Raw genomic sequence first — 23,194 nt, 5'->3', positions numbered from 1 at the left:
ATCAGTGATTACCATAATAGGAGTGATATTTTGCAGACAAAGATCAACCTAGAAGGCGAATGGAAGTTGCAATTGGATGAGACAAAACAGGGACTAACCTTACCTTTTACAGATGTTATCACACTGCCGGGAACAACGTCATACGCACGTAAAGGACTAAAGAACGAGGAAGTTTTAGTAAGCGCTCTAACCGATGAATATTTGTTTGAAGGGCAAGTCTGGTTCGCAAGAGAGGTATTTATTCCGGATGAGCTGGCCGGTAAGGCCTGCTATCTATTTTTGGAACGGACGAGACTTACGACGCTTTGGCTGGACAATACGGAGATCGGTAGCCGTAACAGTCTGAACACCCCGCATATATATGAATTGCCGAAGCTACAAGCTGGAATTCATACAATCACCGTCCGTGTGGACAATACCGATTACCCAACCAAAGGCGGACATTTGACTTCACAGGATACCCAGACCAACTGGAATGGAATTACCGGTCGTATGGAGCTTCAGTTCTATGGGGAATCGCAGCTTACAAATATCCGACTGGAGTCGAATCTGGCTGCACGTACGGTTCGTATTACAGCAATTTTGGACAGCAACAGTGAAACTACGCTTGCGGTGTCTGCCCAAAGCTTCAATAGTGAAGAGACACACGGGGTGGACGAGCGTGAGTTTCCTGTTTCACCGGGGCTTTTTTCCGTCGATTATGTGCTAGGGCAAAACGCGTTGCTCTGGAGTGAAGGCGCTCCCAATCTTTATAATATAACCCTTGTTTTGAAAGACAGGGATGGACATATTACTGACCAACAGGAGCTCATCTTTGGTTTGAAGGAATTCCGAGCGGAGGGCGACAAGTTTACAATCAACGGAGAGAAAACCTTTCTCCGCGGCAAACATGACGGCCTGATCTTCCCGCTCACCGGCTATGCCCCTACTGATGTCGAGGAATGGGTAAGAATTCTTGGCATTTCCAAGTCCTACGGTATCAATCATTATCGCTTCCATACCTGCTGTCCACCGGAGGCTGCTTTTACCGCTGCGGATATGCTTGGGATCTATATGCAACCAGAACTTCCATTCTGGGGTACAATTACGGAAAAAACCGATGATGGCCATAATCAAGCAGAGCAGGATTATCTGATCAGTGAGGGTTATGCCATTCTCCAGGCCTTCGGCAATCATCCCTCCTTCGTGATGATGTCCCTTGGTAATGAGTTATGGGGCAGTAAAGCTAAAATTGATTCTTTCCTGAAGGACTATAAAGCGTTCGATAAACGGATTCTCTATACACAGGGCTCCAATAACCACCAATGGGTACCGGAAATTCTGGAACATGACGATTTCTTCAGTGGGGTACGCTTTTCCAGAGACCGACTGTTCAGAGGTTCTTATGCCATGTGTGATGCACCACTAGGACATGTACAGACTGCCTTGCCGAGTACATTGAAGGATTATGATGATCAGATCGTACCTTTGGATCTCTTGAATGGAGAGAAGATGGAAGATACAGCTGGCGGTGAGATCCAGATTCAGTATGGTACCGAAGCCAAGACCGTGAAAGCAGATGAGGCTTCCGGAGAATGGATACCGCACATTCCTGTTGTTTCGCATGAGATTGGACAATACGCAACCTATCCAAATTTTGAAGAGATCGAAAAATACAACGGACCACTCAAGGCCGAGAATTTCAAAATTTTCCGTGAACGCTTGGAAAGTAAGGGACTGGGGCATTTAGCCGCTAAATACTTTGAATGTTCAGGGCAGCTGGCCGTAGCCTGTTACAAAGAGGAACTCGAGGCGGCATTCCGCTCCCGGCGGCTTGCCGGCTTCCAGCTCCTCGATCTCCAGGATTTCAGCGGTCAGGGAACAGCATTAGTAGGTGTCCTCGACGCCTTTATGGATTCCAAAGGAATGATTAGCCCTGAGGAATGGCGAACCTTCTGTAATGATGCCGTTCTGCTGGCGAGATTTCCTAAGTATAACTATGTCTCCGGTGAACCGTTCGATGCTCATGTAGAGCTAAGCTGCTTCCGCAGCGGTTTGCCAGATACACTTGAATTACGTTGGGAACTGACTGTGGATAATGGTATTTTGGCAGAAGGTACAAGCGAGGTGAACGTTCCTGCAGGAACGAATTACATCGATATCTGCGATTTGGAAATAACGCTGCCTGTAGTTGACCGGATGAGTACAATCGTATTGTCTCTCTCGATACAGGGGACAGATATTCGTAAGAGCTACGATCTATGGATTTACCCAGAAAAGAGCGGCAATATGCTGGAAGGCATCCATGTATTCGACAAGCTGTCTAGTGATGCGCTTGCACTGCTGGAGCAAGGCGAGAACGTGTTGCTGATGCCGAAACCGGAAACTCTCCAAAATGCTGTCGAGGGTTATTACTGCACAGATTTCTGGTGTTACCCAATGTTCCGCTCTATCTCAGAGAGCATGAACCGGCCAGTTCCTGTGGGTACCATGGGGCTGTTAATTGATAACAGCCATCCTGTATTCCACGAGTTCCCTAGCGAGGAGTATTCAACCTATCCATGGTGGAATATCGTTCAGCACTCAAAATCCATTATCATGGATGAAGCTGATCGCAGTTGGAATCCCGTGGTGCAGACCATCGACAATTTTGAAAGAAATCATGAGCTTAGTTTCCTCGTGGAATGCAGCGTAGGAGCAGGCAACTTACTAGTGTGCGCTTTAGATGCAGACAAGGTAAGCGATACGCCTGAAGGAAGACAGTTCTTATCAAGCCTTGCGGGTTACATGAAATCCGCAGCGTTCAAACCACAATACAAAGCAACTGTTAACGAGCTTCTTGAGTTAATCAAGTAGGGGTTTGCTAAGGCTCTTCATTGTATTTCATATGGATGAACAGAACACAGGGACAGTGCTTCTTTATATACGATGGACCGTTTAACAGCAGAGCAGCGATTCTCTAAGTCACGAGAGAACCGCTGCTCTTTTTGTGCTAGTAAGGAGGCAGACTTCAACTTCAACAGTGTAATCATCCTCTAGCTTGTGAGAGTTTCGGACTCCAGTGAACCTATTGCTCAGAGAGAGGCTCATTTACAGAGTTTTTTATGCGAATAGCGACTATAGGGTCCGTTAGCATTCCAAAAGTGTAATAATACTGCGCTTAGGGTCATCTCAGTCCGATAGGTGCTACGTCGTTGCAGGAGTTCTTGAATCTCAAACCAAACAAAAGCAAAGGAGATCCCCAGTGGCCTTTCACAGCTTGAGGGAACTCCTTTTTCGCGTTCTACAAACGGCTTGGTTCTAGAATAGTTGTTTGTATTTATCTGCAACTGCGCAGATTAACAAACGATTTCACAGGGTTAGGGGCCTTCGGAAATGATAACCCGATGCTATCATTGGTAATGAAGCTGGATGAATAGAATTGTAAGCGCATTAACCGATGGCGCCAGAGCCGTTCTTAGTCATGAACAGCGCCAAATTAAGCAGGATTTGGGGGAACGGGAGAAGACATGAAACAAATTTTATTGAACGATCTAAAGTGGGAAGTCAAAGGGTACTGGCCTTGGGTGCCGTTAAAGGGCACCAGCATGGAGCTGGGGCAGGAATTGATGGGAGTTACAGACTGGATGCCAGCTACTGTGCCGGGTGGAGTTCATTATGATCTCTACAGACAGGGCTGGATTAGCAATCCTTATGAAGAGTTGAATAGCTTAAGCTGTGAATGGGTAGAGAACCGTTGGTGGGTTTACCGCACGACTTTGAAACATCCTGAGCTGAAGGCATCCCGAGTTGAACTGGTCTTTCAGGGGCTAGACTATGAAGCAGCTGTTTACGCCGACAATATCCTGTTGGGTGAACATAAGGGAATGTTCGAGCCGGCTGTATTCGATGTTACAGATCTCCTCTCGGAGCGGGAGGGTCTGGAAATCTCAGTCCTACTGAAGCAGGCACCGGATGAAATGGGGCAAATCGGCAAAACTTCGGCCACCTTTACGCAGAAGAGCCGTTTTAATTATAAATGGGATTTCTCCACCAGGTTAGTTAACGTCGGAATCTGGGATGATGTGGTACTGAGGGTTCACCGGGATTGCTCTTGGCAAGACGTGTCGATCACTACAGATGCGGAGCTTGGTGAAAATGACGGGCAGGTGTCTGGTCGAATTTCTATACAGGCAAGCATCAAACAGATGGCTGGTCCTGAACATACAGGGAGGCTGACAGCGAGCATTACTTGTTCTGATCCGAAGGGGAATCCGCTGCTGGTTCAGACGTACTCTGTTCTTGCGGGAGAAGTTGTGAACACGGAGCTCGAAATACCTGAACCTCAGCTATGGTATCCAAACGGTTACGGAGAACAACCGCTCTACAGCCTTGAGCTGAAGCTGCTGGACGAAGAGGATATGGTGCTGGATACCCGGAGGTTACAGACAGGTATCCGCAAACTTAATTATATCCTTAATGAAGGAAGCCCCGACAACGCGCTACCTTATACGGTTGTGATCAACGGGTGCAAGATTTATATAAAAGGGGTAAATATGACACCCTTGGATCATCTCTACGGAAATGTGACGGTCGAACAGTATCAGCAGATGATCCATCTGATGAAAGCGGCACATATCAACCTCGTTCGGGTATGGGGCGGTGGAATCATTGAGAAGAAAGCGTTTTACGACTTATGTGATGTAAACGGCATTATGGTCTGGCAGGAGTTCATCCAATCGAGTTCTGGCATTGATAATATTCCATCCAAGCAGCCAGAGTTCCTGGAACTGCTGCGTAAGACGGCTTGCACCGCACTCTGCGACAAACGCAATCATGTATCACTAACGGTATGGAGCGGTGGAAATGAATTAATGAGTGAACCAAACAAGCCTTCAGACCTCAGTGATTCCAATCTGGCGATGCTAAAGGGGCTGGTAGAGCAGCATGATCCGCAGCGGCTCTTTCTGCCGACCTCGGCATCTGGTCCGGTGGAGTATATTACGGAAGCCAAGGGCCAGGGGCATGATGTTCATGGCTACTGGAAGTATATGGGCAACCCCTATCACTACGAATTATATGGCAGTAACGATAATCTGCTGCATAGCGAATTTGGTGTGGACGGTCTGAGTTCTCTCAAAAGCCTAGAAAAATTTCTGAATGAAGCCAACCAGCAGCCTGTCTCGATGGAGAACAGCGCCGTATGGAGACATCACGGGGAGTGGTGGGATACGCTAAGCCGTGAAGAAGAAATGTTCGGTAGCATGAATGATTTGAAGCAGTTCTCTGCTTGCAGCCAATGGATGCAGGCAGAAGGAATCCGCTTCGTGCTTGAGGCTAACCGTCGCCGCAAATTCCGGAACAGCGGCAGCATTGTCTGGCAGTTCAACGAGCCATGGCCGAATGTGTCTTGCACCAATCTTGTAGATTATTATGGTGAAACTAAAATGGCCTACCACTGGGTGAAACAAGCCTTCCGTCCGCAGCATGCTTCGCTAGATTATCGCAGCCTACTTTTAACGCCTGGTACTAGATTTCATGGAAATGTATTCGTGCATGGTGTGGATGGAGGCAAGGTAAAGGTTGATGCAGAAGTGCTAGATGCAACGGGCAGAAGCCTATATCGGCAAACCTTCGAGGCAGAAGGAGACAAAGATCGTGCTGTCTGTGTTGGGGAGTTGAATTTCAGCGTGCCTGAGCCTGAGGATCTATTATATTTTGTCAGATTGTCATTCCGGAACATTGAAGAAGAATCGCAGCAAAATTTATATGTGTTCTCTACCGCTAACCAACATCTTTATGCCCCAGCACTTGATCTTACAGGTGGCAATCTTCAGGTGCGGCAGGAAAGCTTATGGCAACCTACTGGTGTAGGAAAGATAAGTCACCAAGCTCACTTCACTCTCCATAATACTGGTAGTGAAGTACTGTTACATGTACATGCAGAGGAGAAGGGGGACCGCTACTGGATGGAAGCAGAAGAACAGTTCCTCACCCTTTTTCCAGGAGAAAAAAGGACGGTGACGGTTACTTGCACACCAAAACTGTCGGGAGGATTTCTGGCTGGGGAGAATTACTGTAGTACCGACGGTCTGCCAGAAATTAAATTTTGCTCGTTTCTGACAGCACATGGCGATACGATACCAGATGAAGGAGAAGGAATTTATGAGTAAATCATTGTGTTTTGTACCGGGGAAATACGTTCCGCTAAGTCGTTTTATTCTGAGTGGTGGATCTGAACCCATTGCTCTACCCGTTACTAGGGCTGTGGCCGATTACTTAAAAATGCACGATGCAGAACTACTACTGGCCTGCTTGCGGAGCGGTGAAGTAACTTATCACAAAGCCGGTTGGTCAACCCTGCGAGAGGATACAGTCGAGGCTGAAAACGCGGAAGGAACCCAGAATTCAGAGGAAGGAGTGTTCGTATTGGTCAGTCCGTTACTGATCAATACGCTTCCAGTAGTGTCACACTGGGATAACAGTGCTGCTGAGGGGAAAGGCGGCTTCCGTTATGGTGGGACCGACGGCATCGGGAGCCTGCGGATGGACGAAGCTGGAGAGAAGGTTGTAGCTGAGCATGTACGGCTCTATAATAACGATCCAGATAGCCCTTATTTATACAATACCGAAGATTATCAGTTGTTCGGCAGTAACGAAGGGGATAAAGAACTTAAAATCCCGCAATTTGAACGCTATATTGGTGACCGCTACAGTCTCTATGCAGTAGATGATTTAGTTGCCATCTCCTTGAGCGACCGTATCCTGAAGACCTTCGGGTATCCGGTGGTCTACCGTAATGAATCCGCTGACGATGGGGCTCTTTTAAGCAATGCGCCTGTGTTTCAGCTCATCAGCGGCAGTCTGTTAGTTACGAAGAACGGTCAGCATAGCCTTGCGTCCTATATTTTGCCGCCCAATTGGAGTGCGAAAAGTGTTAAGGGCTATCCGCTGTTATTCAACGGTTATTATGATGCCAATGAAAATACCTTCAGCACTGTAGGTCCCTCATTTCTGGAAATCATCGGAAAGACTCTGGCCAGCACAGGCAAAGGTGTTGTTGGTGTTCTCTGGAACGGTGGAGGTTACATCGGCAGCCGCTCCTTGCAAAGTTCCATTTACGCCGGCATTGGGGCGGCAATTGCCAGAGGCCAAGATAGCTATGGTGGTGATGCGGAGCAGGTTGTGGCCGTGGGTGGGTCACGCGGTGGGCTGACCGCGTTGCTGGCGGGAGGCAATCCTCTAAGGCTGCCGTACCGGGTGCGGTACACATTGTGTTATGCACCTCCGCTAATTCTGAATGGGCTTACCCGTGAATTTGCGGAAGGGGCATGCCCGTTGATCTGGCACGTGGCAGAGGTGGACACCGGGTACCGGGATATCTGGAAGAAGGACTGGCGGCATCCTCAGACCAGAAGATCAGGTATCGAGACTCTGCTACAGACACTTACGGGAGCCGGTGACTCTGCAAGTCTGCGGGAAACGACCGGACTGGAATCCGATTTCTTCCTAGACGGCCTTAAAGCGAGCGGCACTAAGCTACTGATAAACCACGGCACGCATGATGCCTTTACCCTCAGCCGATTCAGCTTTACCTTCGCGGCCTTGGTCCGGAGTCGCGGTATTCCACTTCGCCATGAGATAGGCTACCGCTTCGGGCATAACAACTGCACGGACCTTTACGAGCAGGCTGCTCTGTGTCTAAGAGCTATACTACAGGAACAGGAGCTTGAATTCACGGGGACGGTGCATTATCGCAGAAGCAGTCCAGAAGCGGGCGAGTGGGAGCAGACGGAACGTTTTGTTCCGGTTCATCAGCCAGTTTTTCTGGAGGCACCGAAGTTCGTAGCGGTGGGTAGTCCAGTGGCTTGGACTCTTTATGGAGAGCCGGGAATGGAATACCGCCTAGAGCTGGGAATCCTAGATCAGCAGGCTTGGGAACAGAAGCAGCAGGTAGTCCGTAATGAGTGCATTACCCTCGCGTCCGGTGTTTTACCTGACAAACAGCATTCTCTTGAACTCTGCTCGTGGCAGGATGGGGTAAGTCAACTCGCTGACGGGCAGCATGCGGGTTATTATCTCTATGAGTTATCTTACAGGCTCAAGGGTGAACAGGACTGGAACGTAGTATCTCCATCCCGTGTGCCGCAGCCCGGCGTGGAGCCGCAGGCGGTACTCCGCATTTTGGAGGAGCAGCCCAATCCGGCGAGCGAAGCATTTCGAGCGGAAGCAGCCGTCCTATGCATTAGCTCAGGGCTAAGTGAGGCCTAAACAAAACGTCATACCATGAACATAAGCGGTGTACGACCATTCCGGTGCGTACATCGCTTTTTTTTTGAAATATAAGAAAGTATAAGGTTCATACCATACACAATCTTTTATATTTCTCGCATGATTGCTTGCCAGCAAAATAAGTAGCTTTACAAACGCTTTCGCAGGGTTACCGGATTTCGAGGTTTTGTAGGAAGCGCTATCATTTAAATATAACAACTATACAACGCCTGACCGGAGTGAATTCTTGGCTTCGGGAGGAAGGAAGGACAGGAGCATGATTGGAAAAACCACTGAACTAAATCCTTTAATGACTAAGAAAAAGAAAGGTTATCCTGTGCGGCGTCTATTTAGAGATTGGTCATCTTGGATATTAATTGTCCCTACGCTGTTTGCCTTTTTCTTTTTTTCCTGGCAGCCGCTGGTCAAGGGCATTGTGCTCTCATTTTTCAATACAGAGGGTTATAATGCCGTAAGCTTTGCCGGACTCCAGAATTACAAGGATGTGATACAGAACTCAGCATTTCAGCAGACACTGACCAACTCTTTCGTGTATGTGTTCTGGTCGCTGCTGATCGGTTTTGCTGTACCCATTATAGTCGCAGTTGTGATCAATGAGCTCAGGCATGGGAAATCGTTTTTCCGCTTTTCGGTCTTTTTTCCGAGCATGGTTCCCGGCATTGCTGCCTCGATGTTATGGATGTTTCTGTTTGAGCCTGGGAAGGGCGGCGTGCTGAATATTATGCTGAGCGCTCTGGGATTCCCGGTGCAGCAGTGGCTTCAGGACCCGGACATGACGATTATGCTGATTATTTTCACGATTACCTGGCGGAATTTCGGGGGAACGGTGCTGCTCTATCTAGCCAGTCTGCAAAGCATTAATCATGATCTGTACGAAGCGGCTTCCATCGACGGTGCGAATGTATGGCGGAGATTTAAAAGCATCACCATTCCGCAAATTTCCAGCATGATCGGATTGATGATGATTTTGCAGATCAGCGGTGTATTCCAGATTTTCAACGAGCCTCTGGTTATGACCGAAGGTGGGCCGAACAACGCCTCTATGACGTTAATGCTCCAAAGCTATTACTATGCGTTCCGGAGTTTTGAAGCAGGCCATTCCATGGCGCTGGGGGTTATTACTTTTCTTGTTCTGATGGTGCTAACTATTATTTATTTCCGGCTGGATAAGAAATTGAACAGGGAGTAGAAGCTATGAAAACAAAAGAAGCATTTGGTATTATCGGCAATATAGAATATAGATCACCTTGGGTGCGCGTGCTGTACTGGTGCATGTTCATTCTGATGATTGTGCTTGCCGCCGTCTGTATTCTGCCTCCGGTCTGGATTATGGTTTCGAGTCTTAAAGACATCAAAGAGTTCTATGCGATCCCGCCCACCCTGATCCCTCGCTCATTCAATGTTGGCAAGCTATGGGAGACCTGGCAGGAATTTAACTTCTTCAGTTATTATCTGAATACGGCTTACTTAGCCGTCGGTTCTGTACTGTTCTGTCTTACGTTTAACGGGCTGGCAGGATATTTTTTTTCCAAGCTGAAGCCTCGAGGGAGTGCACTGCTGTTTGCTCTGATCGTGTGGACCATGATGGTTCCGAATACAGTCGGTATGGTGCCGCTGTTCAAAAACCTGATTGATTTTCCACTGCTGCACTTGAATCTGACCAATACCTACTGGCCGATGTGGTTTATGGCTGCCGTGAATCCAGTGGTAATTCTGATCTTCAAGAACTTTTTTGATACCATCCCACTGGCGCTGCTGGAAGCGGCCAAAATTGACGGAGCGAGCACCATCGGCATTTTTATCAGGATAATCCTCCCGCTTAGCGGACCAGTTATGGCCACAATTACAATACTAACGATGAACAGTGTCTGGCAGGACTTCTTCTGGCCTTTTATGGTGCTGAAGGATAAATCGACCTGGTCGGTCATTGTGGCCATCTATAATCTGAAAGCGACTTTGCCGCAGGACATTCAGTTTATTGCGCTGACGTTTGCGATTCTGCCGCCGATTATTCTGTTTGTTTTTTTCCAAAAGTACATTATGAACGGACAATCCATGGGCGGCAGCATTAAAGGGTAACATCACCCGATCACAAACCATTTCACAGTTTTGCCCCGTAGGGTGCTGTAGAAGGTGCGTGGTAAGATGATTTCAGATTTAAAAGAAAGCGCTTTACATGTTGTGAAGAATGCTTTAACAATAAGACTAGGGGGAATTACATTGAGAATCGAACACACCAAAAAAATTACAGCTACACTGGCGCTAACGCTGCTTCTTACGGCCGGTCTGGCTGGCTGCGGAGGCTCCAAAGAAGAGAACGCCGGAGGGAATGCGGAGGAAGCGAGCAACAAACAGGTGACGATCAAGGTCAGCAACTGGCCGAAGCCGAATGAGGAAGCCAAAATTGCTCAGTATGAGCAGCTCATGGCGAAGATGAAAGCTAATTATCCAGATATCATTGTGGACAAGGATGAATGGGGTTATGATGTCAGCTCTTTCTTGCCTAAAGCGGCTAGCGGTCAGCTTCCTACGGTGTACGAAACCTTTTTTACAGAAACTAGCAAAATCATTAAGGCAAATTACGCGGCAGATATCACGGATACGATGAAAAAATATGGCTATGACAAAGCGATCAATCCAGATCTGCTGAAGATGGTGACCAAGGACGGCAAATATTACGGGATTCCGAAGGACGGCTACGTGATGGGGATGCTGTACAATATGAATCTCTTCAAGGAAGCTGGACTGCTGGACGATAAGGGCATACCAAAGTTCCCTAAAACATATGAAGAGCTGGCACAAACTGCGCAGATCATCAAGCAAAAGACCGGTAAGGCGGGAATATTCCTGCCAACCAAAAGCGGCCAGGGCGGCTGGATGTTCATGAACATTGCTTGGGCTTACGGCGCGGAATTCGAGAAACAGGTGGATGGAAAATGGCAAGCGGTGTTCAATTCTCCAGAGGCAGCGGCGGCCCTGCAATATGTGAAGGACTTGAAATGGAAATATGATGTCCTGCCGGACAATAATCTGGTGGATGTTACGAATGACATGTTCCGCATGTTCGGAACCGATCAAGTCGCTATGAGCTTCGGCATGAATGACTGGCCTCCAGTCATCCAGCAGCAGACCAAAATGTCTAAAGATAATGTAGCAATGTCCGCCCTTCCAGTTGGACCGATCGGGAAACCTGTAACTCTGCTCGGCGGTGGTCTATATATGTTCTCGCCTAATGTAACCCCTGAGCAGATTGATGCTGGATTCAAATGGCTAAAAACCTACGGCTTCACACCGGAGTCCTCAGAAGAGGCATTAACTGGTTGGGATATCGAGAAAAAGACACTGAGTGATCAGGGGCTGATCGTAGGCCCTTACGGCCTGCGGATTTGGACAGATGAGAAACGGATTGGTGAAGAACAGAAGATTCTCGACAAATACAACAATGTAAACTTGGATTTGTTCCGTGATTATATGGACAACGGCAGCAAAGGCATGCGGGCAGAAGAGCCGGTCAACGCTCAGGAATTGTACCAGAAGCTGGATATTGTACTGCAAACCGTCCTAACAGACAAAAACGCAGATCCACTGGAGATTTTGACTAAGGCTGCTGAAGAATTCCAACGTGATTATCTAGACAAGGTGAAATAAACACAGTCAAACGGCGGCGTCGTCCTTCTGAAGGGCGGCGATGCCGTTTCTGCGTAGATTGACAAATCTACTCTAAGGGATAAAGGAGAGGTGCATTATATGGCAGCAAAAGAATGGGGAGGCTGGAGCGCGCGATGGATCTGGCCTTTGGATGAGGAAGGGACAGAAAGTTGGGAGCAGCAACACGAGCGAGTGTATTTTCGCAAAATGTTTGAGCTGCCAGCTGGAGCCGGGAGGGCCTACAGTCTGAATTTGGCCATTACTGCTGACAGTCGCTACAGACTCTTTGTTAACGGGCAGCGTTTATGGGCCGGTCCTTGCAAGGGTCATGGTCATGTACACTATTATGAGGAGTTCAATTTGGACGACGTTTTGCAACCAGGTATAAATGTGATTGCTGTTATGGTAGTTCATTATGCAGGGACATCTCCCTTTGAGCTGGGGGAAGACGGACCTCTATCCATCTGGCGTTCGCAAAAAGGCGGCTTGCTTGTAGAATCGGAAGTTATGAACAATGGGCAGCTTGTGCAGGAACTGAATACAGATACCTCATGGAAAAGCATTAGGGACCACAGCTACCGGCTTCAGCCGTTTCCGATTATGCGCTGGATGGGCGGATTGGAAGAGGTGGAGGGGGACGTAGCGCTGCTGGATTGGACGCTGCCGGAATATGACGACAGCGCCTGGTTAGCCGCAAGGATTGTACAGCCGGTGCGGGATGATTATGGCCAATTGGCCCCATGGCAACTGGACAAACGTCCGATTCCGCTGCTGTATGAGCGGGAGCAGCTCTTCCTGAAGCTGATGCGGAGCAGCAGTGGTGAAGGAGATGCCCTATTTGAAAAAGGGCATTGTCTGGAGCTGCGGAATGAAGCTAGTGAGGTTGCCCTGCCATTAGCAGGAATACACGTGGAAGCGGGACAGCAACTCTGGCTGGAGTTGGATGCAGGTGAGCTAATCACAGCTTATCCGCAGCTTAAGCTTCTTGGGGGGGAAGGTAGCCGGATCACCCTCCTGTACGCCGAGTGCTACGAAGAAGAGACTGGGGATGACGAGATCCGCCGCAAAGCTGTCCGCGATGATATGCAGGAGCATGTGTTAAGAGGCGGTTATGACAGCTACTATCCAGCCGGTTATGGCACCTCGGTGCAGATGGAATGCTATGAGCCATTCTGGTTTCGTACTTTCCGGTATGTCCGGCTGGAGGTGAATACTGGAGCTGAGCCTTTGACGATATCCGGCTTCAGTTATCGGGAGACCGGATATCCTTTGCTGCCGGAAGGAAGCTTTCATTGCAACGATGAACGATATAACCAGCTCTGGGAGCTGAGTGTCCGAACACTACAACGCTGCATGCATGAGACCTACGAGGATACGCCGTATTATGAACAGTTGCAATATACCATGGATACCAAACTGATGATGGAATTTACGTACCTGTTATCAGGAGACGACCAATTGGCACGGAGGGCAATGGAAGATTATAGGGCTTCGCAGCTGCCAAACGGCATGTTGCAAAGCCGCTACCCCTCCGTGCTGCCACAGGTCATCCCCTCCTTCTCTTTATATTGGATCGGGATGATTCATGACCACTACAGATCCTTCGGAGATCTGGCTATCATAAATCGGTACCGACTGCCACTGTTATCCGTATTGGACTGGTTCGATCAGCGACTGACACCGCAAGGTCTGGTGGACAGAACGCCTCGCCAATATTGGAATTATTTTGACTGGGTAGAAGAATGGCCACTTGGTGCACCAGACTGTACGGATGATGCACCTGCAACCGTGCTTAGCTTGATGTATGCAGCCGCGTTGGAGCAAGCGGCTGAATTACTTGCCGCCAGCGGGTGGACGCAGATTGCATCTGAGTTGCGCCAGCGCAAAGCCGCGGTCAACGCTGTGGTACTGGATTGCTGTCGCCAATCGAACAGCTTGATGTTCCGCGACAGTCCGGCGGCAACAGCGGAAACGCAGCTTAGCCAGCATACGCAGGTCTGGGCGATTTTAGCTGGCACGGTGGACATTGTAGAGGGGGCAGCACTACTAGAGGCTACAATGGCTGACACATCACTGGCTAAACTTTCGCTGCCGATGAGCTATTATCTTTTTCGCGCGTTGGAACATTGCGGTTTGTATGACCGCTCCTTCGGACTATGGGCTCGTTGGATGAAACAGCTGGATTTGAACCTCACTACACTCCCAGAAATGGACTCTGTCGGAACCAGAAGTGACTGTCACGCCTGGAGCGCGCTGCCGATCACTGAGTTCACCAGAGGGATATTGGGTGTCCGGCAAGGGATAGAGGGAATAACCGTAAAGCCACATTGCGGAGAACTGCAACAGGCCAGTGGAACCGTAAGCACAAGTCTGGGTCCAATACATGTAAAATGGAAAATTCATTCAGAAGCGGGACATAAAAACTTCCATTTTGAAGCTAACTGGCCAGCCGGTTCGGCGATTACAATTATCCTGCCGAATACTGAAGTGCTTTTGACAGATGCAGGTTCTTTTTATAAGGAGATCGACATTAGTCACTTTAGCTGATAGTCTGATTTCAATTGATTTTCGTTTTTGTTGATTCATACACCGGAGGGGGATGGGGGAGTTATATGTTCAGATCATTCGGCCGCAACATCCGCCTTGTCCTGGTGCTGTTTATTACCGTTTACATTGCTGCTTCAAGTTTCATTTTGTACCGTACTATGGAGCATAGAAGCTTGGATATGTTGCGGCAGTTATCTGTTCAATACACTGGCCAGCAGCATAAGAATACTCTTTTGTTCATGAACTGGCTGGAGGAGACCTCCAAGCTTATCTCCAACAATCAGGTGGTACAGAATGCGTTGAAAAAACCAGCGTACGACGGAGCGATTTCTCCTATACTTGAGGGCATTCGCTCCTCTAGCAGTGACATTCTCGGCATTTATATTTGGGGTGAAGCAGGGGGGACGTACTCCTCGAGCAATGTATCCGGGCTTCTCCCCTTTACAGAGATCAAGAAAGTTCCGGGGATGGAACAATTTCTGGATAATCGGGAACAGGTTTTGCGCTGGACGGTGCTGAACCGGGAACATCTGATGAACGCGCCTTCTGATCTGCGCGACCGTCTGCTGCTTGAGGTAAAAATTCAGAATACGGAGGGGCAAATTTTAGGTCTGCTCTCGCTCGAAATTGAGATTGACAAGCTGTACAGCTTCTACCTGTCAGGCAAGAATACGATCTACGGCGAGAATGAAGTTTATCTGCTGACAAGTAACGGAAAGCTGCTGAATGCGGCGGATGTGCCCATGAAGCGACTGCAAGAAGTTAGAACAGCGCTGGCCACACCAGAGAAGGATAATCCAGCTATGCCGGAAGAACAAGATAGTTCAAGTAGCGGTTCTATGGATTTGTTGGAGCGTGAAACGGCCGACGGCTTGATTTTGCTCTATCCGCTGCCCGAATCGGATGAGCGGATTGTCACCTACATCTCTGCAGACGGGATGAATGCAGAGCTGCGGACATTTAAGTATTTAATGATCGTTTTAAACATCGTCGTTTTCATAGTGTTCTGGTTGCTGATCTCAATGCTTAGTGGCAGTATTGTTAATCCGCTGAAACAGTTGTACTTGAAAATTAACTCCACGATGAAAGACTAAGATTGGCATGCTGAATGGCAGACAGAATCTATGAAGCAGATTTCAGACTACCCGCTAAAATCTGCAAAAGGTCACTGGCTAGCAGTGCTTATATCTACTCAGACAAAGAGGTGTCCCCAAAAGCAATGAATTGGTTGCTTGTGCTTGGGACGTCTTTTGGTGTTTTTAATAGAGTAGAGAAGGCGATGCACAGACTAACCTATGCTTCACAACATATCTCGCTCTGGCAGATTAAACTGTGTGCCTTACAATTTGTGGCGATATAGCATTCTATCATTAGAATCAGATTATGGAATGATTTTCTGATATTCATGAATTGGAACAATGTGGTGAAATGTAATATTTGTGAGAAGAGTAATCAACAAAAATAGAGGATGGAACAAATATTTCATAGGTAACGACTTATACAGAAAACTTGGTGCATCCTTTCTAATTTCCGCTGGAGTAATCTATGTTATCGAACGTGTGGGCTCTTTGAAGGCTCGCAGCCATGAAATTGTAGCGTTATACAAAGCAAAAACGTTTGAGGCTCTACCTGAAACTCATATTACAGGCTTCTTCGATAATATCTTTGTGCCAATCCTTTCGTTCCTTGGTATGATACTTTTCGTATATGGGTTCCCAAAAAAAATAAAATGAGACTTTTTTGTTTTGCAGCTAGGGCAAAAAAACCAATTTCCATGATACTTAATTAATTGACAGAGGAGGTGCTTAAATGGCGGAAGGAAGATGTGGTATTGTCAAATGGTTCAAAGAAGATAAAGGTGGAAGGTAACCATGTTTTTGTTCACTTTAGCGAGATACTACCAGACCCTATTAAGTTACCGAAAGGCTTTCGGTCTTAAAAAGGGTCAAAAAGTTGCATTCGACCTATTCGAGTTCCCTAGTATAGCTGATTCTCAGAGCAGGAGAGCTAAGAATGTGCAAATTTTAGAGGATTGAAGGAATAGAGACGTACTTCATGAATGTATGGACTTTCGGGACTCATAATTAAGTTAACGGGGACTATAGTGGAATTGCGGTTGCTCCGGCAGCCGTTTTTATTTGCTTAACTAACGGGCAGGATAGTGGAATAAAGATTTGGGTTGTATAATCAAAAATAGTATAAGCATTCTTATAAAATGGATAAATAAGGAGAAAAATGAACATCGAAGATTACAAAGGTAATGATGATTTACAACTGTATGATTCAGTCATAAAGAAACTCATAATTGACCACCAAAACAAGACCGTTGAGTTTTACTTTCTTAAGGTAATTGAGCGAGTAGACAGAAGTGAGCACAGCTTCACCTATAAAGTAAGGGAAGCAAGGCTAAAATTTTCAGGTGTGGTATATGCGAAACTACCATATTGGATGGAATTTGATGAATGGAGTGAATTTTACCGCTCCGCAGTTATCAAAACTTCAAGTATTCTACAAAGAGTTCCCGAACGAGCACAAAAACACAAAGAACTCCAACATATCTATTTGGGTATAGACAATGGTAATGAATATGTAGAACAAGATATAATCTGCGAAAGCTTTGCCATGGAAATGGAACCAGAAGAGTACATTTTACATAATGATTTCGACTGGTTATATGAAGAATAATACTGATATGCATTCAACTAAAGGGAAACAATAGTTCAATAGCCAAACATGACCACTCCAACGATGGTGGGCTCAGCTTAGATATTGCTATAAAATAATAATTTATGAAATGCGCTTCAAATCCTTTAAATATATCTATGATTGTTTATAACTAACAAAACGAATTGTGTAGGCTTCTGCTGTACCTCTATTAGTAATAATATTTATGTTTTCGTAATTGTATTGCGCTCTGTTTGTCCTGTTGTACGAACCGTTAATTACAGTATTTATATCGATCACACAAAATTACTGAATAATGGTGGTCATGTTGGTTATGGAATACGTCTATCAGAAAGGCAAAAAGGGTACGGTACACGGCTATTGGCTCAATCCTTAGAAAAGCTGAAGGAATTGGGTACAAAAAAAGCACTTATTGTATGTGATGAAGGTATGATAGTGATTGTTCATTAAATCGTAATTAAACAAACCACTGTTATTAGATACATCACGGTGACTGGTACAGCGGAATGTAGAGTTGCCAATAGAAGCAGCAATGCTAAAAGTGACAGTAGGTACATAGATCACAGCGCTCCACATGTGTGGAGTGCTGTGTGTCGCTAGCTAGTTAGAAAGTATTATTTAGAGCCACATTTACCTACCTATTCTTAGCTCAGGCGGTAGTTGCGCTTGGGCTTTTTAATTATTAAGAGTCAGGACATCTCAATGCAACTTGCATCTGGTGATATTCACCTTAAAAGCTGACATACAACAAACTTGTTCCTTGGGAGCTTTTTCTGAATATTCCAGCACCAAAGAGTCATCTGGATAATGAGTCAGTGCCACCGTGTCAATGACATGAGCATTCAATTAGATGATGGCTCTCAGTCAATCAATTCAACTATTGTTTCCTAGTAACTTAATAAAATGTTAATTTTTTGTATCTCATAAAATATGATGTTTCCAATCATCTCTTCATTTGAACCGAGAAGGGTAAATTATTCTCATTAGTCTATTTTTAAGTCTGTTTTTTTTCTTCAGAATTTCAAATGGACGCATCATCTCGTAATCTTCATGTTCGAGCATGTGACAATGCCATACAAAAAGTCCAGCGAAAGGATCAAAACTACCGATAAAAGAGGTAACGTAACCAGAGGGAGCACGAATGGTATCTTTAAACCCTCTTTCGTTTGGTTCAGGAGGAGCCGCAGGTCCTGTAAATTTAAGTTTTCCTGTAGCTTGGAAATGAGCAACGTCAAAGGGCTGGCGCTCTAGAATTTGCATGTCAACGACATGTAGATGAATGGGGTGGTCATCCGCAGACAGATTAATTAACCGCCAGATCTCAACAGTTCCTAAGTCCATTTTCTCGGATATAGGATCATTCCACATTTTACTGTCAAGTAAATTTAATGATCTTCCATATTTATCCTCCACTCTGACGAGTGTGAGATCTCTAGTCCTTGTTGCCATCTCTCTAGATAGGAAATTAATTTTCGTCAAATGATCTGGTAGGGAACTGGTATCTTTACCTTTTAACGGTGTGGTTACTCTAAACTGTATCACATCAGTTGTCTCTGTGGAGGCACCCTTAAAGCCATTTTTAAGAATGATCGTCTTACCATAAGATCGAGAAAAATCGACGATCACATCCGCTCGCTCAGTTGTTAGAAGGAGGATCTCATTCATTTTCACTGGTTTCTCCAGCAATCCACGATCGACTCCAATTTGATAAAATGGCTGTCCAGAGTCCAGCTTGAGTGTAATAGCTCGACTATTACAGTAATTTAATATGCGAAATCGGTATTTTCTCGGTTCTACTTCAAGATAAGGGGAAACTTTGCCATTTACTAAAATGTAATCTGCGTCAAAAGGAGTAACAATCGAGGGATAAGGAAGACGAGGATTGTTTTTATCCGGTGTATCGGGGTAAAAGAGCGAGCCATCTGGGTTGAATGAACGATCCTGAATCATAAGAGGGATTTCATATGTTCCCGTCGGTAGATTCAGAGATTGTTCATGCTGATCACGAATGATATAAAAGCCTCCAAGTCCCGCATAATTGTTTAATCTCGTAATACCCATTGTGTGGTCATGATAAAATAACGTAGTGGCTTCAAGGTTTGGGTACTCAGATACTTTTCTTTTAAACATAGGTCCTGTTTGTTCAAAATTTTTCGTAAACCAAGCTTCAGGGTAGCCATCACTATGGTCAAGTTGTTTTCCTCCGTGTAAATGAACCACGGTTCTAACCTGTGGAAGTGTTTTTTCTGCACCATGAATGGTGGTATCGATGGGAAGAAAATGCTTTTTGGGCAGATCATTCATCCATTTGACATATGTCGTTTCATCCTTCATCACGTCGAAAGTCGGTCCCGGGTACATTCCGTTGTAGCCCCATAAGCGGGTAGGCCCTAAATCACGATGTAGTTTTTGGGTAAATTCCCTCATGGTCACTTCATAATACGAACCTTTCTTGTCTCGCTTGATCGGGGAAATGGTTTTGGGAATCGGCAGTTTATCGACGAATTTTTGAAGTTTTACTTTTGGGGGCATATAAGTGGAGACCTCCTCACGGTTAATACCTTATAAAAACATATGAACGAAAGATGTCCCATTATGTTTATTTGTGAACTTCTGTTGGAAGCTTTGGACTGTCAACACTAAATTAATCAATTTTTATAAGGCGCTAAATTTCTAAATGACGCCGCGTCCCATCTTTGATTATCCGGGGTATGTTGGCAGCTGTAAGCTGAAAGGGAAGGTCGCGATCATTACAGGGGGCGACAGCGGATTTGGACGTGCTATTGCAGCAGCATATGCCAAAGAAGGCGCTGATCTGGCAATTGTATATTTAAATGAGCATATCGATGCGGCAGAAACCAAAGAATATGTTGAGCAATTTGGCACTCGTTGTCTGCTCTTGCCTCGAGACCTTCGTGATCCCACCAGTTCGCCTGATATTATAGCTGAAACGCTCCGTTATTTTAATAGACTGGATATCTTAATTAATAACGCTGCCGTTCAACCTTTCACAGGCAGTATTATGGACATATCCAATGAACAGCTCGAAAATACGTTTCGAACCAATATATTTCCCATGTTTTATTTGACAAAAGCAGCTTTGCCTTATCTGGATAGAGGTAGCGCTATCATCAACACAACCTCACGGGTTGCCTACGAGGGAGACAAGAATGTCATTGATTACTCTACAACAAAGGGAGCTATTGTAAGCTTTACTCGCAGCATGGCGTTGTCTTTAGCTGAACAATGTATTAGGGTAAATGCGGTCGCGCCTGGACCGTCATGGACGCCTCTAAATGTTAGTACCTATTCCAAGGAGTATGTAGCTACTCTGGGAACCGATAGTCCGTTTGGACGTGCCGGACAACCGTTTGAGATTGCACCAGCCTACGTATACCTTGCATCTAGTGAATCTATGTATGTCACAGGCCAAGTGATCCATGTTAATGGAGGATTGATTCGTTACTCGTAATTTGTTTGTTTGATATTAGCTAGTGAAATAAGCTGGATACGGGAGAGCGTTTGCATCTCATGCAAGATGTCAGCGGTTCGATCCTGCTAATCTCCACCAAACTTATAGGGTTCTTAGCTCAGTTGGTAGAGTAGTTGACTCTTAATCATCTGGTCGAGGGTTCGAATCCCGCAGAACCCACGAGTTCTCACACACAAACGACAGTGATGTCGGCGTGGAGCACCGTAACCAGTGGGTGGCAACTGTGGGCGGTGTCCAATATTACAACAATTCAATCGGTTCCAGCCCCGCTCGCACCGTCGCCACACTTCACGCTCATGAGGGCCGAGTGTTGCGATCGCCGGCGGGCGAGATAAGAAAGTACCGTTCGACGAGATGGCTAGACTACTGCCTGATCATGTTAAAGAGTTGCTGTTGATTGGCGAAGCGGCAAGTCAAATCGAGACTGCGGCGCGTAGAGTGGCGGGCTGTCCGCCTATTATCTACTGCGAAGGCCTGGCCGAGGCAGTGGCGCAGGCGCACAAGCTAGCCTCACCGGGGGACACTGTGCTGCTGAGTCCTGTATGCACTGCGTTTGACCAGTACCGTAACTTTGAAGAGCGCGGGCGTCACTTTGTAGAACTGGTTGGGACGCTGCGTCGGTCGGAGGGGAAGGATTGAATAAGACAAGGGCATTTTCCGGGAAAACCTTATTACCCTTATGTGTGGCAAACGGGAAACGATAGTTAAACATAAAAGGTTCCACATATTAGTCATGTACAATATGTAGGACCTTTATTTTATCTGACTTTTTTATATTTAACTCTCGATAAACTGAGAAAATAAAGCACTAGACTGACGAGGATATTTAACTAACGGAAGTTTAGTGTCACAAGAGGAAATAGTAGGTTAATGTCGAATGAGTTTGTCTGGATAGTTAGAATATTAATATTTCGATGATATATATTAGGAGAGTGCTCTATAATGAAGACTCTGTTCCAATACAACTGGCAGGTTCGTAATGACTGGTTCTCTTGGTCTGAAGATGTACCTTAAGATGAATTGCTTAAAGCTCGAATTGGCGGTGTTGGAGGAATCTTAGAAACACTGTTTCACATCGTTTATTGGGAATATAGTTGGATTCACAGTGTATTGCAGGGAAAGGCAGAATTTGAACAAAAGCTCTTCGAGGCTTAATGAAGTCTGAAGCAGGTGCGAGATTTATCAATACAGTTTCATGCAGAAGTGGAGCAATTTGTTACGTCATGGACACTAGAGATGGAACGTAAAGAGCTGACACTTCTACGTGATAATGGTGAATGGATAACATATAAGCATGGAGAAATCATGTGGCACGTCATCGCTCACGAAATACATCACATTGGTCAGTTGTCTGTATGGGTGAGAGAAATTGGGCGAGAACCGATCATAGCGAATCTATTCGTAGGTGATTGTTCAGCTAAAGTAAAATTCCATGTCACTAACGGGACACGATAGCGGAACAGAATACCGTGGCAGCTGCTCCTTTTGTTATTCAACTATTGGGCAGGATAACGCTATGGTAAGATAATGCAATAGAACATATGGGGTGCAAAAATGAGAATGTATGCTCTTCTTACAGAACCAATAGGGGATATAAGTAAGGTAATGATTTATGAATCAAAGTATCGTGTTTATGTATTTCTATTTGAAACTCATGAAAATAAGGGTGCAAATGCTGACTATTGTTATGAAACATTAGGAGAAGCAATGGAGTTCTGCAATGAGGAACTAAACATAGTTGAGGAACAGTGGGTTGTTATTAACGATCCCAAAGAAGGGGAACAACACGATATTATTTACTAAACCAGTATCCACAGCATTAAGTTAACGGGATACGTTACTTAATGAAATAGCGACAGTCTGGACTTTATTTTATAGTCCTTTGATGTCGCTGTTTCAAGTTCTAGGGGCAGTCTAAAACTTATATTATAGATTCTGATGTATGCAATTAAATTAATAATGATGAATACGAATTTTTTAAAAAGAGGGATTACAATGGTTTCAATTGTTCAAATGATACTTTATGATTCTTATAAAATTCGTGACATCGATCGTTCGGAAACAATAGAATTGACGTACAAATTAAAGCACGGGGTACTTGAAGAAATAAGAACAGCACATGAAAGTCCCAGATGGACAGAAGATATCTATCTAGAGATAATATCTCGATATGAATATGAACTCACCAATGGTGGTATGGCTTTTGGAGCATTTAACGGAGATAAACTGGTCGGGTTTGGTGTCTTAGCTCATAAGTTCAGGGGTTATGATAATGATAGGCTTCAGATTGACCTTATGTATGTGACACGTGAATATCGAAGAAGAGGAATCGGTAGTCTTATTATGGAATCACTGAGTACAGCAGCAGTTGAAAAAGGGGCGAAGTACTTATATATTTCGTCTACCGAGACTGAATCTGCGGTGAAGTTTTATACTAGTCATGATTCAGCCATTACATCAGAGATTGATTTGGAATTATTTGAAAAAGAACCTAATGACATTCACATGCTAAAGAAATTATAATCACCAGAATAGAGTTGGATTTTAACTAAACGGGCAGGATAGTTGAAT

Annotated in this window: 16 protein-coding genes, 1 tRNA gene and 2 pseudogenes; 17 read left to right on the top strand and 2 right to left on the bottom strand. The window is 45.6% G+C overall.

Annotated elements, in window-relative coordinates:
• Positions 1-30 precede the first annotated feature (30 nt).
• The 10 genes from ACFWMP_RS16500 to ACFWMP_RS16455 all read left to right on the top strand — a co-directional run bounded on the left by ACFWMP_RS16500 (position 31) and on the right by ACFWMP_RS16455 (position 17,130).
• Complete coding sequence (locus tag ACFWMP_RS16500) at positions 31-2,835, top strand: glycoside hydrolase family 2 TIM barrel-domain containing protein (protein ID WP_379424260.1); 2,805 nt, start codon at positions 31-33, stop codon at positions 2,833-2,835.
• 653 nt (positions 2,836-3,488) lie between these two features.
• Positions 3,489-6,131: a glycoside hydrolase family 2 protein gene (locus ACFWMP_RS16495; RefSeq protein WP_379424259.1), complete on the top strand. Its 2,643-nt coding sequence runs from the start codon at positions 3,489-3,491 to the stop codon at positions 6,129-6,131.
• Positions 6,124-8,229, top strand: a complete 2,106-nt coding sequence (locus tag ACFWMP_RS16490) for a dienelactone hydrolase family protein (protein WP_379424258.1) — start codon at positions 6,124-6,126, stop codon at positions 8,227-8,229. Before ACFWMP_RS16495 ends, ACFWMP_RS16490 begins: the two co-directional genes overlap by 8 nt.
• A 277-nt stretch (positions 8,230-8,506) precedes the next feature.
• Entirely contained in the window at positions 8,507-9,439 is a 933-nt protein-coding gene (locus ACFWMP_RS16485; protein ID WP_218640913.1) for a carbohydrate ABC transporter permease, read from the top strand.
• A gap of 5 nt (positions 9,440-9,444) precedes the next feature.
• Complete coding sequence (locus tag ACFWMP_RS16480) at positions 9,445-10,329, top strand: carbohydrate ABC transporter permease (protein ID WP_339240981.1); 885 nt, start codon at positions 9,445-9,447, stop codon at positions 10,327-10,329.
• A 141-nt stretch (positions 10,330-10,470) separates the two neighbouring features.
• Positions 10,471-11,898 (top strand): ABC transporter substrate-binding protein, encoded by a 1,428-nt coding sequence (locus tag ACFWMP_RS16475; protein WP_379424257.1) that lies wholly within the window; start codon positions 10,471-10,473, stop codon positions 11,896-11,898.
• A gap of 99 nt (positions 11,899-11,997) precedes the next feature.
• The gene (locus ACFWMP_RS16470; RefSeq protein ID WP_379424256.1) at positions 11,998-14,445 is read left to right on the top strand and encodes an alpha-L-rhamnosidase-related protein; all 2,448 of its coding nucleotides are present in this window, start codon (positions 11,998-12,000) and stop codon (positions 14,443-14,445) included.
• Between the two features lie 65 nt (positions 14,446-14,510).
• Entirely contained in the window at positions 14,511-15,539 is a 1,029-nt protein-coding gene (locus tag ACFWMP_RS16465) for a cache domain-containing protein (RefSeq protein WP_379424255.1), read from the top strand.
• Between the two features lie 14 nt (positions 15,540-15,553).
• Positions 15,554-15,805: a hypothetical protein gene (locus ACFWMP_RS16460; RefSeq protein ID WP_339240987.1), complete on the top strand. Its 252-nt coding sequence runs from the start codon at positions 15,554-15,556 to the stop codon at positions 15,803-15,805.
• An 875-nt stretch (positions 15,806-16,680) separates the two neighbouring features.
• Positions 16,681-17,130, top strand: a complete 450-nt coding sequence (locus ACFWMP_RS16455; RefSeq protein ID WP_339240988.1) for a hypothetical protein — start codon at positions 16,681-16,683, stop codon at positions 17,128-17,130.
• Positions 17,131-17,265: 135 nt separating this feature from the next.
• Here the strand turns inward: ACFWMP_RS16455 and ACFWMP_RS16450 are convergent, their stop codons facing one another.
• Entirely contained in the window at positions 17,266-17,409 is a 144-nt protein-coding gene (locus ACFWMP_RS16450; RefSeq protein ID WP_379424254.1) for a phospholipase D-like domain-containing protein, read from the bottom strand.
• A 6-nt stretch (positions 17,410-17,415) separates the two neighbouring features.
• Here ACFWMP_RS16450 and ACFWMP_RS16445 point away from each other — a divergent pair.
• A pseudogene (locus ACFWMP_RS16445) lies at positions 17,416-17,556 on the top strand (GNAT family N-acetyltransferase); the annotation flags it as partial.
• 525 nt (positions 17,557-18,081) lie between these two features.
• Here ACFWMP_RS16445 and ACFWMP_RS16440 read toward each other — a convergent pair.
• Positions 18,082-19,662: a multicopper oxidase family protein gene (locus ACFWMP_RS16440; protein WP_379424253.1), complete on the bottom strand. Its 1,581-nt coding sequence runs from the start codon at positions 19,660-19,662 to the stop codon at positions 18,082-18,084.
• Between the two features lie 145 nt (positions 19,663-19,807).
• Here ACFWMP_RS16440 and ACFWMP_RS16435 point away from each other — a divergent pair, with 145 nt between their 5' ends.
• The 6 genes and pseudogenes from ACFWMP_RS16435 to ACFWMP_RS16410 all read left to right on the top strand — a co-directional run bounded on the left by ACFWMP_RS16435 (position 19,808) and on the right by ACFWMP_RS16410 (position 23,146).
• Entirely contained in the window at positions 19,808-20,602 is a 795-nt protein-coding gene (locus ACFWMP_RS16435) for an SDR family oxidoreductase (RefSeq protein ID WP_379424252.1), read from the top strand.
• Between the two features lie 107 nt (positions 20,603-20,709).
• Positions 20,710-20,782: transfer RNA gene (locus tag ACFWMP_RS16430), tRNA-Lys, on the top strand.
• A gap of 195 nt (positions 20,783-20,977) precedes the next feature.
• The gene (locus tag ACFWMP_RS16425; RefSeq protein WP_339240995.1) at positions 20,978-21,262 is read left to right on the top strand and encodes a hypothetical protein; all 285 of its coding nucleotides are present in this window, start codon (positions 20,978-20,980) and stop codon (positions 21,260-21,262) included.
• A gap of 303 nt (positions 21,263-21,565) precedes the next feature.
• Positions 21,566-22,078: pseudogene (locus ACFWMP_RS16420) on the top strand (DinB family protein).
• Positions 22,079-22,177: 99 nt separating this feature from the next.
• Entirely contained in the window at positions 22,178-22,426 is a 249-nt protein-coding gene (locus tag ACFWMP_RS16415; protein WP_339240997.1) for a hypothetical protein, read from the top strand.
• Positions 22,427-22,561: 135 nt separating this feature from the next.
• On the top strand, positions 22,562-23,146 hold the full coding sequence (locus tag ACFWMP_RS16410; protein WP_379424251.1) for a GNAT family N-acetyltransferase: 585 nt from the start codon (positions 22,562-22,564) through the stop codon (positions 23,144-23,146).
• Positions 23,147-23,194: the final 48 nt, after the last annotated feature.

The sequence above is a fragment of the Paenibacillus sp. NPDC058367 genome (genome assembly GCF_042723305.1).
In the GTDB taxonomy this organism is placed as follows: Bacteria; Bacillota; Bacilli; order Paenibacillales; family Paenibacillaceae; genus Paenibacillus_AQ.
The sequence above is the reverse complement of the archived record's forward strand: the minus strand, read 5'-3'. Positions and strand labels throughout refer to the sequence as shown.